The organism is Pseudodesulfovibrio indicus (genome assembly GCF_001563225.1).
Classification (GTDB): domain Bacteria; phylum Desulfobacterota; class Desulfovibrionia; order Desulfovibrionales; family Desulfovibrionaceae; genus Pseudodesulfovibrio; species Pseudodesulfovibrio indicus.
Map to the genome: position 1 here is coordinate 2,418,191 of NZ_CP014206.1, position 13,470 is coordinate 2,431,660.

A 13,470-nucleotide genomic window follows, 5' to 3' on the forward strand; every position below is an offset into this window, starting at 1 on the left:
GAGGATACCATGGACAGAGTGTACGTATTCGATACCACCTTGCGTGACGGCGAACAGTCCCCCGGCGCGACCATGAACCTGGATGAGAAGATCCGTATGGCCCGTCAGCTGGAGACCCTGGGCGTGGACATCATCGAGGCCGGCTTCCCCATCGCCAGCCAGGGCGATTTCGAGGCCGTCCAGGCCATTGCCGCCGCAGTGGAGAAACCGCAGATCGCCGGGCTGTGCCGCGCCGTTGTCGGCGACATCGACCGCTGCTGGGAGGCCATCAAGGACGCCCGGCACCCGCGCATCCACACCTTCCTCGCCACCAGCGAAATCCACATGAAGCACAAGCTGGGCAAGACCGCCGACGAGGTCATCGCGATGATCGAGAAGGCCGTTTCCCACGCCCGCCAGTACACCGACAACGTGGAGTTCTCCGCCGAGGACGCCTCCCGCTCGGACTGGGATTTCCTGGTCAAGGTCGCCGAGACCGCCATCGACGCCGGGGCCTGCGTGGTCAACATCCCGGATACCGTGGGCTACACCCAGCCCTTCGAGTATTACGAGTTGATCAAGTATCTCAAGGACAACGTGCGCAACATCGACAAGGCGATCATCTCCGTGCACTGCCACAACGACCTCGGCTCGGCCGTGGCCAACTCCCTGGCCGCCGTCCGGGCGGGTGCGCGACAGGTGGAGTGCACCGTGCTCGGCATCGGCGAGCGCGCGGGCAACGCGGCCCTGGAGGATTTGGTCATGGCGCTGAACACCCGCAAGGAGCTGTACGACGTCGAGACCGGCATCAACACCGAGCAGATCTTCCCGTCCTGCCGTCGCCTGTCGCAGATCATCGGCATGCCCATCCCGCCCAACAAGGCGATCGTCGGGGCCAACGCCTTTGCCCACGAATCCGGCGTGCACCAGGACGGCGTGCTCAAGAACCGGTTGACCTACGAGATCATGACCCCGGCCTCCATCGGGCGGACCTCCAACGACATCGTCATCGGCAAGCACTCCGGCTCCCACGCCGTGCGCAAGAAGGCCGAGGAGCTGGGCTATTCCTTGGACGAAGACCAGGTGAAGGTGCTCTTCAAGGCCGTCAAGGACTTGGCCGACAAGAAGGAGCAGGTCTTTGACGAGGACGTCGAAGCGCTCATCCTGGAGTCCGTGTACCGCCGCAAGGACCGCTTCCGGCTGATCGACATGTCCGTGTTTTCCGGCACGGGCGACGTCCCGCCGCACGCGGCCACGGTCATGGAGTTCGGCGCCGAAGGGGACGCCGAAACCCGCCGTACCAGCAATTTCGGCGAAGGTTCCATTGACGCCGTGTTCCAGTCCATCTACTCATTGGTGGGCGTCTCCCCGAAACTCGAATTCTATTCGGTCAACGCCGTGACCGAAGGTTCCGACGCCCTGGCCGGTGTCGCCGTGCGCATCGCGCACGACGGCGTCAAGGCCGTGGGGCGCGCCAACGACGGCGACGTGGTCAAGGCGAGCGCCCTGGCCATGATCAACGCGCTCAACCGCTTGGAAAAAGCCAAAGAGGAGAAATAGCCGATGGGCCAGACCTTAGCTGAAAAAATCCTGCAGAAACACACGGACCAGGAAGTCTCCGGGGCCGGACAGATCGTCCAGTGCCGCGTGGACATGGTGCTCGCCAACGACATCACCGCACCCCTGGCCATCAAGTCCTTCAAGGCCATGGGCGCCAAAAAGGTCTTCGACAAGGACAAGGTGTCGTTGGTCTGCGACCACTTCACCCCGAACAAGGACATCGATTCCGCCGAGCAGGTCAAGGTGGTCCGCGACTTTGCCGAGGAAATGGGCGTGACCCATTACTACGAGTGCGGCGAGGTCGGCGTGGAGCATGCCCTGTTGCCCGAGAAGGGCATCGTCGGCCCCGGCGACATCGTGGTCGGCGCGGACTCCCACACCTGCACCTACGGCGGGCTGGGCGCCTTCGCCACCGGCATGGGCTCCACCGACATCGGCGCGGCCATGGCGCTCGGCGAGACCTGGTTCAAGGTCCCGCCGACCATCCGCGTGAACCTGACCGGCACCCCGAAGAAATACGTCGGGGCCAAGGACTTCGTGCTCAACCAGATCGGCCGCCTCGGCGTGTCCGGCGCGCTGTACAAGGCGCTGGAGTACGGCGGCGACGCCGTGGACAACATGTCCCTGGAAGGGCGCATGACCATCGCCAACATGGCCATCGAGGCGGGCGGCAAGGTCGGCCTGTTCCCGGTGGACGCCAAGACGTTGGACTACGCCAAGAGCGCCGGGTTCTCCGGCGGCGAGATCATGACCGCCGACGCGGACGCCGTGTACGAGCGGGTGCTCGACATCGACGTCACCGACATGGACCCGCAGGTGGCCTGCCCGCACCTGCCCGACAACGTCAAGCCCGTGGACGAGACCGCCGGCCTGAAGATCCATCAGGCCGTCATCGGCTCCTGCACCAACGGGCGCATCGAGGACATGCGCCTGGCCGCCGAAATCCTCAAGGGCCGCAAGGTCGATCCCAAGGTCCGGTGCATCATCCTGCCCGCCACCCCGGCCATCTGGAAGGCGTGCATGAGGGAAGGGCTCATGGAGATATTCATGGATGCAGGCTGTATCGTGGGTCCGCCCACCTGCGGCCCCTGTCTGGGCGGCCACATGGGCATCCTGGCGGGCGGCGAACGCGCCATCGCCACCACCAACCGGAACTTCAAGGGCCGCATGGGTTCGCTCGAATCCGAGGTCTTCCTGTCCAACCCCGCCGTTGCCGCCGCCTCCGCCGTGGCAGGCGAGATCATCAACCCGGCCAAGCTCTAGGAGGGTGCAGCAATGAAAGTGACCGGAACCGCCCACAAGGTGGGCGACCACATAGATACCGACGCCATCATCCCGGCCCGCTTCCTGGTGACCACCGACGCCAAGGTGCTCGGCGAGAACTGCATGGAAGGCCTGGAGGCCGGATGGGTCAAGCGCGTCAAGGAAAACGACGTCATGGTCGGCGGCGTGAACTTCGGCTGCGGCTCCTCCCGCGAGCACGCGCCCATCTCCATCCTGGGCGCGGGCATCCCCGTGGTCCTGGCCCACAGCTTCGCGCGTATCTTCTACCGCAACGGCTTCAACATGGGGCTGGTGCTGCTGGAGATCGGCGACGACATCGACAAGTTCAGCGATACCGACCAGATCGAGGTGGATACCGCCACCGGCACCATCAGGAACCTGACCACCGGCGCGACCGTCCAGGCCGCCCCGGTCCCCCCGTTCATGCAGGAAATCCTCAACGCGGGCGGACTCGTCGAATACGCCAAGAAGAAATTGGCCTAGGCAGGCCTCCGGCGGCCGGGGGAAGGGGAAGGGAAACCCTTTGAAAAGGGTTGTCCCTTCCCCTTCCCCCGGACTCCCATCCCCATCCTTTCCCAAACTTTTTGGGTCGCTTCGCGAAGGAGTCGAGCGGGAGGTCAGGCTGCCGGGCAATACTTTGGTCGAGAACGAATATTTTTTGAAAACGGCATTGATGCCGCGCCCGCACGGACTCGCCGAAGGCGCGACAAGAAGTTTTGGAGAGTCCAGAGAACCTTTATCAAAAGGTTCTCTGGTCCCGCCGAAGGCGACCGCCGGTAGGCCCGCCGGAGGCATCCACACAACAGGAGAGAACGATGAAGATTTGCGTATTGCCCGGTGACGGTATCGGGACCGAGATTGTGACCCAGGCCCTGCGGGTTCTGGACAAGGTGGGCGAGAAGTACGGCCGTACTTTCGAGACCACCGAGGCGCTCATCGGCGGCTGCGCCATCGACGCCGAGGGCGTGCCGCTGCCCGCCGAGACCGTGGCCAGGTGCAAGGACGCCGACGCCGTGCTGCTCGGAGCGGTGGGCGGCCCCAAGTGGGACGTCATCGACCCGGCCATCCGCCCGGAAAAGGGGCTGCTCGGCATCCGCAAGGAGCTGGGGCTGTTCGCCAACCTGCGCCCGGCCCGGCTCTTCAAGGAGTTGGCCGAAGCGTGCTATCTGCGCCCGGACATCGTGGCCCGCGGTCTGGACGTCATGGTCGTGCGCGAGCTGACCGGCGGCATCTATTTCGGCGAGCCGCGTTTTGACGGCGAAAAGGACGGCGAGCGGTTCGGCTTCAACACCATGACCTACTACGAGCACGAGATCCGGCGCATCGCCAAGGTGGCCTTCGAGGCCGCCCGGAAGCGTTCGGGCCGCGTCTGCTCCGTGGACAAGGCCAACGTCCTCGACGTATCCCGCGTGTGGCGCGAGATCGTCATCGACGAGCACAAGAATTATCCGGACGTGGAGCTGTCCCACATGTACGTGGACAACGCGGCCATGCAGCTGGTGCGCGACCCGTCCCAGTTCGACGTCCTGGTGACCGGCAACCTGTTCGGCGACATCCTGTCCGATGAGGCCGCGGCCATCACCGGGTCCATCGGCATGCTGCCGTCCGCGTCGCTGGGCGCGGGCAATCCCGGCCTGTTCGAGCCGATCCACGGCTCGGCCCCGGACATCGCGGGCAAGGACCTGGCCAACCCGCTGGCCACCATCCTGTCCGTGTCCATGATGCTGCGCCACGCCTTCGACATGGGCGAGGAGGCGGACTGCATCGAGAACGCGGTGGTCAAGACCCTGGAGCAGGGCTACCGGACCGGCGACATCCGCCAGGAAGGGTGCAAGCTCGTGGGCTGCGTGGCCATGGCCGAGGCCGTGCTGGCCAACATGTAGTTTCGGGAGAAACGAGATCAAGGGCCGCGTCGCTTGCGATGCGGCCTTTTTTTGCGCCTACCGCGGCTTGGTCGCACTCGACTTGGCCGCTCTCTGGGCCTGCTGGCTGGTTTCCAGGTCGATGAACCCCAGGGTCATGCACACGCCGAGGTAGTCCATCTTGAGGATTTCCATCTTTTGCAGGGCGCGCTGGTTCTGGTCCGGGGTGATCTTCTTCTGGTTCAGGAGGTAGCGGCTGTAACTGGCGCTTTCGTCCGTGTCACCAGCCTCCAGGTCCTGTATGGAGATGTCGGGCAGGGGGATGTTCATGGACCGCAGGGAGGCCAGGAGGGTCTCCTTGTCCGCAATCTCCCGCTGCAATTCGCGCCGCTGCGCGACCAGGGATTCGTGCTTGGAGGTCAGCTCGTGCTGCTCGTTTTGCAGCGCGTTCAGGGTCTCGTACCGATGCTTGGAGATCATCCGGAAGACGATGAAGAAGATGGCCAGGGCGAAGCCGAATATGACGCTGATGGAAGTCATGGTTGCAGACGCTGTTCCAGGATGTCTATTTCATCATCCAGCTTCTCGAGCTGTGCCTTCAGTTCTGTGACCTGTTCCTCGTAGACCGCGTTCTTGGCCGCGAGGCGGTTGGCGAGGCTGCGCACCTCGTTGCGCTTGTGCCGGATCTGGTCGGAGCAGTTGTGGTGATGGACCACGATGATGGCCAGCAGAACGAATCCGAGCATGGCGAGGAGGAGATATAGGGTACTGACTTCCAACATGCAGTGTGGCCTTCCTGTTTCCGGGAACATCGCGCGAACCCGCGTAATACGTTGATCCCCGGTGGCTTGCAAGCCGATTTTCCCTGTTGCGTCAAAGAGTTGCGGAGAATTCGGCCAGACGCTCCATCTTGCGGCCCGCCGGCAGCTTCTTGATCGCCAGTTCCAGCTTCAGGGCCGTGCTCTTGTCCGCCACCTCGGTGGAGGCGGCCAGGGTCACGGGCAGCCGCGCGCGGGTATACTTGGAACCCTTGCCCGCATTGTGGGCCGCGACCCTCCGTTCCAGGTCGTTGGTGATGCCGCAGTACAGGCTGCGGTCGGCGCAGCGGAGCAGGTAGACGTGCCAGGTTCCCATGAAAGGGAGACTACCCGTTTGCGGGCGCGCGGTCAAAACTGTTGCCAATCGGCTCCACCCATTATATCTCCATTCGCAAACGAAAAGGTCCAGTATTTTTCATGTCCAGAATCACCGTACAAAGTCTCGAGAAATCCTACGGCGGGGAACCCATCTTTGCCGACGTCGCCTTTGAGGTCACGCCGGGCATGCGCCTTGCCCTGACCGGTCCCAACGGCTGCGGCAAGTCCACGCTGCTCAAGGTCCTGGCCGGCGAGATCGAGCCCGACGGCGGCCAGGTCACGCTGACCAAGGGGGCGCAGGTCGGGTACGTGGCCCAGGAGATGACCGGGGAAATCCTGGAGCAGCAGCTCCTGGCCTGGGTCCTGTCCGCGCTGCCGTCCTGGAACGAGTTCTGGCGGCAGTGGGAAAAGGCCGTGGCCGACGAGGACATGGCGCGCATCGAACAGCTGTCCCACCGCCAGGCCGAGTTCGAGCGGCTCTACGGCTACAACCCGGACCACAAGGCGCGGGCCATCCTGACTGGACTCGGCTTTGCCGAGGAGACCCTGCTCAAGCGCATCGGCGACCTGTCCGGCGGCTGGCGCGAGCGGGCCAAGCTCGCCCGCGTGCTCCTGCAGGGCGCGGACGTGCTGCTCCTCGACGAGCCCACCAACCACCTCGACCTGGAGGCCGTGGAGTGGCTGGAGGACTATCTGCTCAACTTTCGGGGCGCGCTCGCCTTCGTGGTTCACGACCGCATCTTCCTGAATCGCGTCGGCACTCACGTTCTGTTCCTGGGCGGCTCCAAGCCGGTGCTGCGCAAGGGGTCCTTCGACGAATTCCTGGAATGGGACGCCGAGAACCGGGAGCAGCGGCAGAAGGAACTGGACAAGCTGTCCGCGCGCATCGACCACGAGTACAAGTACATCAACAAATTTCGCGTCAAGGCGCGCAAGGCGGCCCAGGCCCAGTCCAAGCTCAAGCGGGTGGAGAAGCTGGAGCAGGAGCTGAGCCAGATCAAGGAGGTCCAGGCCACGCACCATCGGGGCCGGAACCTCAGCTTCCGGCTGCCCGAGCCCAAGCGGGGCGACAAGGTCGCGGTCTCTGTGGTCGATCTCGAATTTCACTACCAGGGTGGCGAAGCGGTCTGGCCCGCCCTGAATTTCCAGCTCTTCCGGGGCAAGAAGGTGGCCGTGGTCGCCCCCAACGGCGCGGGCAAGTCCACGCTGCTCAAGCTGATCACCGGCGCGCTGGCCCCGTCCGGCGGCCACGTCAAGGTCGGCCCCGGCACCGACATGGGCTATTTCAGCCAGCACCAGCACGAGATCCTGAACCTGGACAACTCCGTCATCGGCGAGATCCGGCGGCTGTCCAGCCCCGGCCTGACCGAGGAGCAGGTCATGAGCGTGCTCGGCCTGTTCCTGCTGGGCGAGCCGTTCTTCGAGCGCAAGGTCAAGGGACTGTCCGGCGGCGAGAAGTCGCGGCTGCTCCTGGCCACGCTCTTCCTGGCCCGGGCCAACCTGCTGATCCTCGACGAACCGACCAACCACCTGGACATCGAGACCCGCGAAGGGCTGATCCGCGCCCTCCAGGACTATGAAGGCACGTTGCTCTTCGTGGCCCACGACCGCTACCTGCTCAACGAGGTGGCCGAGGAGGTCTGGTCCCTGGACGAGAACGGGCTGACCCAGTACGTGGGCGGGTTCGAGGAGTTCCACGCCCGCCAGAAGCAGGAGGAGGCGTGCCGCAACAACCAGGCCGCCTGCGATCCCGAGGAAAGCCTCGAAAAGCGCAGGATGACCAAGGAGGAGAAGCGCCGCCAGGCCGAGGAGCGCAATCGCCTCTACCGCGAGCTCAAGCCGCTGAAGAAGAAGTACGACAAGCTGGAGGCGGACCTGGAAAAGGTCCTGGACGAGCAGGCCGCCCTGGAAGAGAAGATGAACGATCCCGCCACCTACGAGAAGCCGGAGGAAGCCCTCAAGTTGAACGCGGCCTACAAGGAGGCCTCGGAGTGGGCCGACTCGCTCATGGAGCGCATGGCCGTGCTCGAAGAGCAGATGGAAACCATCACCGGCGGCCGGGAGGACCTGTGACCAAGCCCCTCCTGGAGGTGGTCGCTGGCATCGTCTGGCGCGGCGGCGAGTACCTGGCCGTGCAGCGTCCCGAAGGCGCGCGCATGGCGGGCTGGTGGGAGTTTCCGGGCGGCAAGATCGAGCCGGGCGAAAGCCGTGAGGCGGCTCTGGTTCGCGAGTTCCGCGAGGAGCTGGACGTCACCCCGCTTACGTTCGAGTACTGGCGCGATCTGGTCCACGAGTACGACGAGTTCGTCGTGCGCCTGCATTTCTTCCATATCCGCAGCTATTCCGGCGAATTGAAGGGGGTAGAGGGGCAAAGCATGGTCTGGGTCGATCCAAACGGCCCGGTTTCCCTCGATTTCCTGCCCGCCGACATCGCCATTGTCGAAGCCCTGCATTCATGATCCCGATGGCGTCCCGCCGTTGTTTGCGACCATTTCCCCATTGAAGGTTGAGCAAAGAAGGAGTATGTAACTTCACTTGCCCGCTTTGGGCCGACCCAGCATCGATCGTTGAAGGAGTAAGCTTTGCGCGTTTGTGATTTGATCCAAAGGAAGTCCCCGTTCCTCTCCCTGGAGTTCTTTCCGCCCAAGGAAAGAGAAGCCTGGCCCGCATTTTTCGCGGTCGTGGACAAGCTCAAGGTCCTTGATCCCCTGTTCGCGTCCGTGACCTATGGCGCGGGCGGCGGCACCCAGGACAACACCCTGGAGATCGCCACCCGAATGAAACGGGACCACGGCATAGAGCCCGTCACCCATCTGACCAGCGTCGGCGCTTCCGCCGAAAAGCTGGACGCCTTCCTGGACTCCCTGCGCGCCGCCGATATCCAGAACGTTCTGGCCCTGCGCGGCGATCCGCCCCGGGGCGTGGCGGATTTCGACTTCAACGCCCAGGAGTTCAAGCACGCCTCGGACGTCATCGAGCACATCACCGCCAGATATCCCGAGATGTGCGTTGGCGGCGCGGCCTATCCCGAGCCCCATTGCGAGTCTCCGTCCATCAAGTCCGACCTGGACATGGTCCTTCTCAAGGTGAAGAAGGGCGCGCAGTTCCTCGTGACCCAGCTGTTTTTCGACAACCGGCTCTATTTCGACTATGTGGACCGGCTCAAGGCCATGGGCTCCGACGTGCCGGTCATCCCCGGCATCCTGCCCATCATGAGCCTGAAGTCCGCCAAGTTCACCCTGAGCCTGTGTGGCGCGGCCATCCCGGGCAAGTTCCTGAGCGCTTTGGAAAAAGCGTATGAGGAGGGCGGTGACGATGCCGTGTACGCACTCGGCATCGACTACGCGACCAAACAGGCGCAGCAGCTCATCGACGGAGGCGCTCCGGGCGTGCATCTCTACACGCTCAACCGCGCCGAGGCTGTTCTGGAAATCGGAAAGAATCTCAATATATAGATTTTGGGGGTATGAATATGAGCAAGAATTTCGTCGTCGCCGTGTGCGGCGCAACGGGCGCGGTGGGTCAGGAAATGCTGAAGGTCCTGGAGCAGAGGAATTTCCCCTGCAGCGAGATCATCCCGCTGGCCTCGGCGCGCAGCGCGGGCAAGAAAGTGTCCTGCCAGGGGCAGGAGCTGACCGTCCGTGAGCTGACCAAGGATTCCTTCAAGGGCGTGGACATCGCCCTGTTCTCCGCCGGCGGCGCCATCAGCAAGGAGTTCGCTCCCATCGCCGCCGCCTCCGGCTGCGTGGTGGTGGACAACTCCGCCGCCTGGCGCATGGATGACGAGTGCCCCCTGGTGGTCCCCGAAGTGAACCCCCACGACCTCGATTGGCACAAGGGCATCATCGCCAACCCCAACTGCTCCACCATCCAGATGATGGTCGCGCTCAAGCCCATCCACGACGAGGCCAGAATCAAGCGCGTGGTCGTCTCCACTTACCAGGCCGTGTCTGGCACCGGACAGAAGGCCATCGAGGAGCTGGAGAACCAGGTGCGCCGCCTCATGTCCGGCCAGCCCGTGGTGGCCGACGTGTACGCCCACCAGATCGCCTTCAACTGTCTGCCGCACATCGACGTCTTCCAGCCCAACGGCTACACCAAGGAAGAGATGAAGATGGTCAACGAGACGACCAAGATCATGGGCGACCCGACCATCAAGGTCACCGCCACCTGCGTGCGCGTGCCGGTCTTCTACGGCCACTCCGAGTCCGTGAACATCGAGACCGAGCAGAAGCTTTCCGCCGACGACGTGCGTTCGCTCCTGGCCAAGGCCCCCGGCATCATCATCGAGGACTACCCGGAGAAGCTCGCCTATCCCATGCCGATCAACGCCGCGGGCGAGGACGCCACCTACGTGGGCCGCATCCGCGAGGACGAGACCATCGACAACGGCATCAACATGTGGATCGTCTCCGACAACATCCGCAAGGGCGCCGCCCTGAACACCGTCCAGATCGCCGAAGTCCTCATCGAGCGCGACCTGGTTCGCGTTCCCTAAGGAGAGCATCGTGGCCAAGGTAGCGGATTCCAAGACGTATCTCGAAGCGATGCTGGCCGTCGAGCGGCCCGGCGCGCACGAGATCCAGGCCTTTTACGAGCACCGCGTGGGCATGATCTGCACCGACCCGCAGCTCATGGTCATGCCCTGGGACGACCATCTGGTCCACCGGGGAGACGGCATCTTCGAAACCATGAAGTTCGTGGGCCGGAAACTGTACCAGCTGGAACCGCACATGGCCCGCATGCAGCGGTCCTGCGAGGCCATCTACATGACCCCGCCGTGTTCCTGGGACGAGATCCGGGAGCTGATCCTCGACGTGGCCCGCGCGGGCGGCCGCGAGAACGGCATGGTCCGCGTGCTCATCGGGCGCGGCCCCGGCGGGTTCGGCATCTATCCGTCCGAATGCCCGGAGGCCAGCCTCTACGTTGTCTCCTACGACCTGCACCCCAAGGCCGAGTCGGTCTACGAAAAGGGCGTCACCGCCTTCAAGACCTCCATCCCGGCCAAGCAGTCGTACCTGGCGACCATCAAGTCCATCGACTACCTGCCCAACGTGCTCATGAAGCACGAGGCCGAGGAAAAGGGCTACGACTTCCCGTTCTGCTTCGACGCCAACGGGTTCCTGGCCGAAGGCGCCACCGAGAACGTCTGCATCGTGGACGAGGCGGGCCGCCTGGTCATCCCGGAGTTCACCAACGCCCTGGCCGGGACCACCCTCCTGCGGGCCGTGGACCTGGTCAAGAATGAGATGCCAATCATCTTCCGCAGCATCAGCGAAGAGGAAATCCTCCTGGCGCGTGAAGTGATCATCGTGGGAACCACCGGCGACGCCATCCCCGTGGTCCGCTTCAACGGCAAACCCATCCACAACGTCAAGCCCGGACCGGTCGCCAAACGCATCCGGGAACTCCTCAAGCAAGACCTCATCGACACCGGCATCCAGCTGTAGTCGTCGAGTCATAGTCATTAAAAGGGGCCGCGCTGAAGCGCGGCCCCTTTCTTGTTATGCCTCCGGCGGCCAGAGGGAAAACTTTTGGAAAAGTTTTCCCTCTGGACTCCCTTTCAAAACTGTTTGTGTGCCTTCGGCAAGTCCGTGCGGGCGCGGGTTTTCGTGCTGGATTGGTCTTGGAATAGCGCCGTGAAGCAGTACGTCTTTTTTTGGGGCTGACATAGATCTCTCTCCGTATTAGGGGAAACCATGAGGATAAAGAGATCACGTTTGTCTGGGCGTATTTCAGGCCGCCTCATTGAGCATTTTGTTGCTGGCACACCAGCTCGGACAGCCTGTGAATTGGTCGGGGTAAACCGCAACACTGCTATCAGTTTTTATCATAGATTACGGAATATTATAGCAGAGCAAATGCCCTCAATGGATATGTTTTCCGGTGAGGTTGAAGTAGATGAGAGCTATTTTGGAGGCTATAGACGTGGTATTCGCGGACGGGGTGCTGCGGGTAAAGTGGCAGTATTTGGCATTCTTAAACGTAACGGAAGGGTTTACGCGCAGATTCTACCCGACACTAAATCGAAGACCTTAAAGGAGATCATCGACTCCCAGGTACATCCCGATAGTGTTGTGTACACGGATGGGTTGTCGTCCTACAATGTCCTCGATGTGTCTGAATTTAAACACTATCGAATCAATCACCTTAAGAAGTATGTCGATGGCCACAACCTCATCAACGGGATTGAGAATTTTTGGAACCAAGCCAAGCGCCATTTGAGGAAATACAATGGCATTCCTCGAAAGCATTTTTGGCTGTATTTGAAAGAGTGCGAATTCAGGTTCAATTACGGCTCTCCAAAAGAGCAGTTATCTACCCTGAAGGAATGGATAAAGAGGCATAACGCGGCATAGTTATCTATGTCAGCCCCCTTTTTTTAGCCCTCGGCCTTCGCGTAGCGACGAAAAAAAGTTTGGGAAAAGGAGGGGATGGGGGTCCGGGGGAAGGGGAGGAAAAACCCTTTACAAAGGGTTTTTCCTCCCCTTCCCCCGGCCGCCGGAGGCGCTCAGGGCCGTGAGTGGAGAACGGCGCGGTCGAATTGGCGGATGGCTTCCTCGGCCAGGGCGTCGGTGCCCATGACGCGCATGGCGTGGTCGTGGAGCATGCGGGTGACGTCCATGGGGCCGGGGATGGTCATGAAGCCGTAGGCCTCGGCCCAGCCGTCGCCGCGCAGGTAGGACAGCGCCCAGCGCACGGTATGCTCGTGGAAGAATCCCTGGTTGTTGATGACGATGATCGCCTTGCACCGCCCGTCCTCGGCCCGTTCCTTGAAGGAGACCTTGTGGTGCTCGCAGGAGGAGAGGGGGTAGGCCACGTGGTGGAAGATTCCCCCGGCGTAGGCGGCCTGTACCCAGAGGTCCCAGTCGCGGTAGAAGGTGTTGTCGCGGAAACCGTCGGTCCGCTGGAAGAGTTCGCGCCGGATCATGGCGGCGGGGCCGAGGAATCCCCTGGCCTGGAGCAGCCCCTCGCGGAAGGCGGGCAGCTGGATCATGGCCGGAGTGGCGGACCGGTTGTCGCGCGGGGCCAGCCGGATGTAGTCCGCGTACATGACGTCCGTGTCGGGATGATCTTCGAAGACCGTGTCGGCGGTGGTCAGGTACTTGGGGTCCAGCCGGTGGTCGGGCCGCAGGAAGACGAGCATGTCGCCCTCGGCCTCGGCCGCGGCCAGGTTGCGCGCCCGCGAGACCGTGGCCGAGCCGTCCAGGACCAGGAGGCGGATGGCGTCGATGCCGGTGATGGCCTGCCAGATGGCGGGGTCGGAAGGGGGATGGCCGCCGTTGCCCGCAATGATCATCTCCACCCGGTCGAGGCCGGTGGACTGCCTGGACACGGACTGCAGCAGGCGCGGCAGGCCGGGGTGGGTCTCCAGGTCGGAAACGATGATTGATACGGTATGCTTACGCATGGTCGCCCTTCCGTGGGATTGCGCGTTTCTCCGGGTGGGGGGCGGTACGATCCGTGTACACATCTCACCTCACTCGTGCCCTTTGTATCGACTGATAGATCGAGAACTTTAGGGAGTTGATGGGAAAAGCGAAAAATACTCGGATTGACCATCTTGTCCCGACCGGCTTGCGCGGTGGGCGGGGTTGACGTATGTAGTTAAAAGCGTGAGAGAATGTGGCGGCCTGACCGTCGTTTTT

The 13,470-nt window shown here is 62.8% G+C and carries 14 protein-coding genes and 1 pseudogene; 11 read left to right on the plus strand and 4 right to left on the minus strand.

Features of this window, described 5'->3' with window-relative positions:
- Window positions 1–9 precede the first annotated feature (9 nt).
- The 4 genes from AWY79_RS10745 to leuB all read left to right on the plus strand — a co-directional run bounded on the left by AWY79_RS10745 (window position 10) and on the right by leuB (window position 4,706).
- Complete coding sequence (locus AWY79_RS10745) at window positions 10–1,539, plus strand: 2-isopropylmalate synthase (RefSeq protein ID WP_066803493.1); 1,530 nt, start codon at window positions 10–12, stop codon at window positions 1,537–1,539.
- 3 nt (window positions 1,540–1,542) lie between these two features.
- A complete protein-coding gene (leuC, locus tag AWY79_RS10750) occupies window positions 1,543–2,802 on the plus strand; it encodes a 3-isopropylmalate dehydratase large subunit (RefSeq protein WP_066803496.1) in 1,260 nt (419 codons plus the stop codon).
- Window positions 2,803–2,814: 12 nt separating this feature from the next.
- Window positions 2,815–3,306 (plus strand): 3-isopropylmalate dehydratase small subunit, encoded by a 492-nt coding sequence (locus AWY79_RS10755; protein ID WP_066803499.1) that lies wholly within the window; start codon window positions 2,815–2,817, stop codon window positions 3,304–3,306.
- Between the two features lie 332 nt (window positions 3,307–3,638).
- On the plus strand, window positions 3,639–4,706 hold the full coding sequence (gene leuB, locus AWY79_RS10760; RefSeq protein WP_066803502.1) for a 3-isopropylmalate dehydrogenase: 1,068 nt from the start codon (window positions 3,639–3,641) through the stop codon (window positions 4,704–4,706).
- A 57-nt stretch (window positions 4,707–4,763) separates the two neighbouring features.
- Here the strand turns inward: leuB and AWY79_RS10765 are convergent, their stop codons facing one another.
- From AWY79_RS10765 to AWY79_RS10775, 3 genes are all read right to left on the minus strand, one after another.
- Window positions 4,764–5,225, minus strand: coding sequence for a hypothetical protein (locus AWY79_RS10765; RefSeq protein WP_066803505.1), 462 nt, complete (start codon window positions 5,223–5,225; stop codon window positions 4,764–4,766).
- Window positions 5,222–5,431 (minus strand): hypothetical protein, encoded by a 210-nt coding sequence (locus tag AWY79_RS10770; protein ID WP_158509892.1) that lies wholly within the window; start codon window positions 5,429–5,431, stop codon window positions 5,222–5,224. Before AWY79_RS10770 ends, AWY79_RS10765 begins: the two co-directional genes overlap by 4 nt.
- 127 nt (window positions 5,432–5,558) lie before the next feature.
- Window positions 5,559–5,819, minus strand: coding sequence for a GIY-YIG nuclease family protein (locus AWY79_RS10775; protein WP_066803511.1), 261 nt, complete (start codon window positions 5,817–5,819; stop codon window positions 5,559–5,561).
- A 101-nt stretch (window positions 5,820–5,920) separates the two neighbouring features.
- Here AWY79_RS10775 and AWY79_RS19635 point away from each other — a divergent pair.
- From AWY79_RS19635 to AWY79_RS10805, 7 genes and pseudogenes are all read left to right on the plus strand, one after another.
- A pseudogene (locus AWY79_RS19635) lies at window positions 5,921–6,463 on the plus strand (ATP-binding cassette domain-containing protein); the annotation flags it as partial.
- Window positions 6,464–6,613: 150 nt separating this feature from the next.
- Complete coding sequence (locus tag AWY79_RS19640) at window positions 6,614–7,894, plus strand: ABC-F family ATP-binding cassette domain-containing protein (RefSeq protein WP_418055044.1); 1,281 nt, start codon at window positions 6,614–6,616, stop codon at window positions 7,892–7,894.
- Window positions 7,891–8,280, plus strand: coding sequence for a (deoxy)nucleoside triphosphate pyrophosphohydrolase (locus AWY79_RS10785; protein ID WP_066803517.1), 390 nt, complete (start codon window positions 7,891–7,893; stop codon window positions 8,278–8,280). Before AWY79_RS19640 ends, AWY79_RS10785 begins: the two co-directional genes overlap by 4 nt.
- A gap of 123 nt (window positions 8,281–8,403) precedes the next feature.
- Complete coding sequence (locus tag AWY79_RS10790) at window positions 8,404–9,276, plus strand: methylenetetrahydrofolate reductase (protein ID WP_066803525.1); 873 nt, start codon at window positions 8,404–8,406, stop codon at window positions 9,274–9,276.
- Window positions 9,277–9,293: 17 nt separating this feature from the next.
- Window positions 9,294–10,319 (plus strand): aspartate-semialdehyde dehydrogenase, encoded by a 1,026-nt coding sequence (locus tag AWY79_RS10795; RefSeq protein WP_066803528.1) that lies wholly within the window; start codon window positions 9,294–9,296, stop codon window positions 10,317–10,319.
- Between the two features lie 10 nt (window positions 10,320–10,329).
- Window positions 10,330–11,271, plus strand: coding sequence for an aminotransferase class IV (locus AWY79_RS10800; protein ID WP_066803531.1), 942 nt, complete (start codon window positions 10,330–10,332; stop codon window positions 11,269–11,271).
- 249 nt (window positions 11,272–11,520) lie between these two features.
- Complete coding sequence (locus AWY79_RS10805; RefSeq protein WP_099093205.1) at window positions 11,521–12,180, plus strand: IS1595 family transposase; 660 nt, start codon at window positions 11,521–11,523, stop codon at window positions 12,178–12,180.
- A gap of 152 nt (window positions 12,181–12,332) precedes the next feature.
- Here AWY79_RS10805 and AWY79_RS10810 read toward each other — a convergent pair whose 3' ends face one another.
- Window positions 12,333–13,232, minus strand: coding sequence for a glycosyltransferase family 2 protein (locus AWY79_RS10810; protein ID WP_066803533.1), 900 nt, complete (start codon window positions 13,230–13,232; stop codon window positions 12,333–12,335).
- Window positions 13,233–13,470 lie beyond the last annotated feature (238 nt).

Excerpts from the sequence above, each read along its gene's own strand:
- AWY79_RS10810 (WP_066803533.1), bottom strand. The coding sequence starts at position 13,232 with ATGCGTAAGCATACCGTATCAATCATCGTTTCCGACCTGGAGACCCAC.
- AWY79_RS10745 (WP_066803493.1), top strand. The coding sequence starts at position 10 with ATGGACAGAGTGTACGTATTCGATACCACCTTGCGTGACGGCGAACAG.
- AWY79_RS10795 (WP_066803528.1), top strand. The coding sequence starts at position 9,294 with ATGAGCAAGAATTTCGTCGTCGCCGTGTGCGGCGCAACGGGCGCGGTG.
- AWY79_RS10755 (WP_066803499.1), top strand. The coding sequence starts at position 2,815 with ATGAAAGTGACCGGAACCGCCCACAAGGTGGGCGACCACATAGATACC.
- AWY79_RS10805 (WP_099093205.1), top strand. The coding sequence starts at position 11,521 with ATGAGGATAAAGAGATCACGTTTGTCTGGGCGTATTTCAGGCCGCCTC.
- leuB (WP_066803502.1), top strand. The coding sequence starts at position 3,639 with ATGAAGATTTGCGTATTGCCCGGTGACGGTATCGGGACCGAGATTGTG.
- AWY79_RS10765 (WP_066803505.1), bottom strand. The coding sequence starts at position 5,225 with ATGACTTCCATCAGCGTCATATTCGGCTTCGCCCTGGCCATCTTCTTC.
- leuC (WP_066803496.1), top strand. The coding sequence starts at position 1,543 with ATGGGCCAGACCTTAGCTGAAAAAATCCTGCAGAAACACACGGACCAG.
- AWY79_RS10770 (WP_158509892.1), bottom strand. The coding sequence starts at position 5,431 with ATGCTCGGATTCGTTCTGCTGGCCATCATCGTGGTCCATCACCACAAC.
- AWY79_RS10775 (WP_066803511.1), bottom strand. The coding sequence starts at position 5,819 with ATGGGAACCTGGCACGTCTACCTGCTCCGCTGCGCCGACCGCAGCCTG.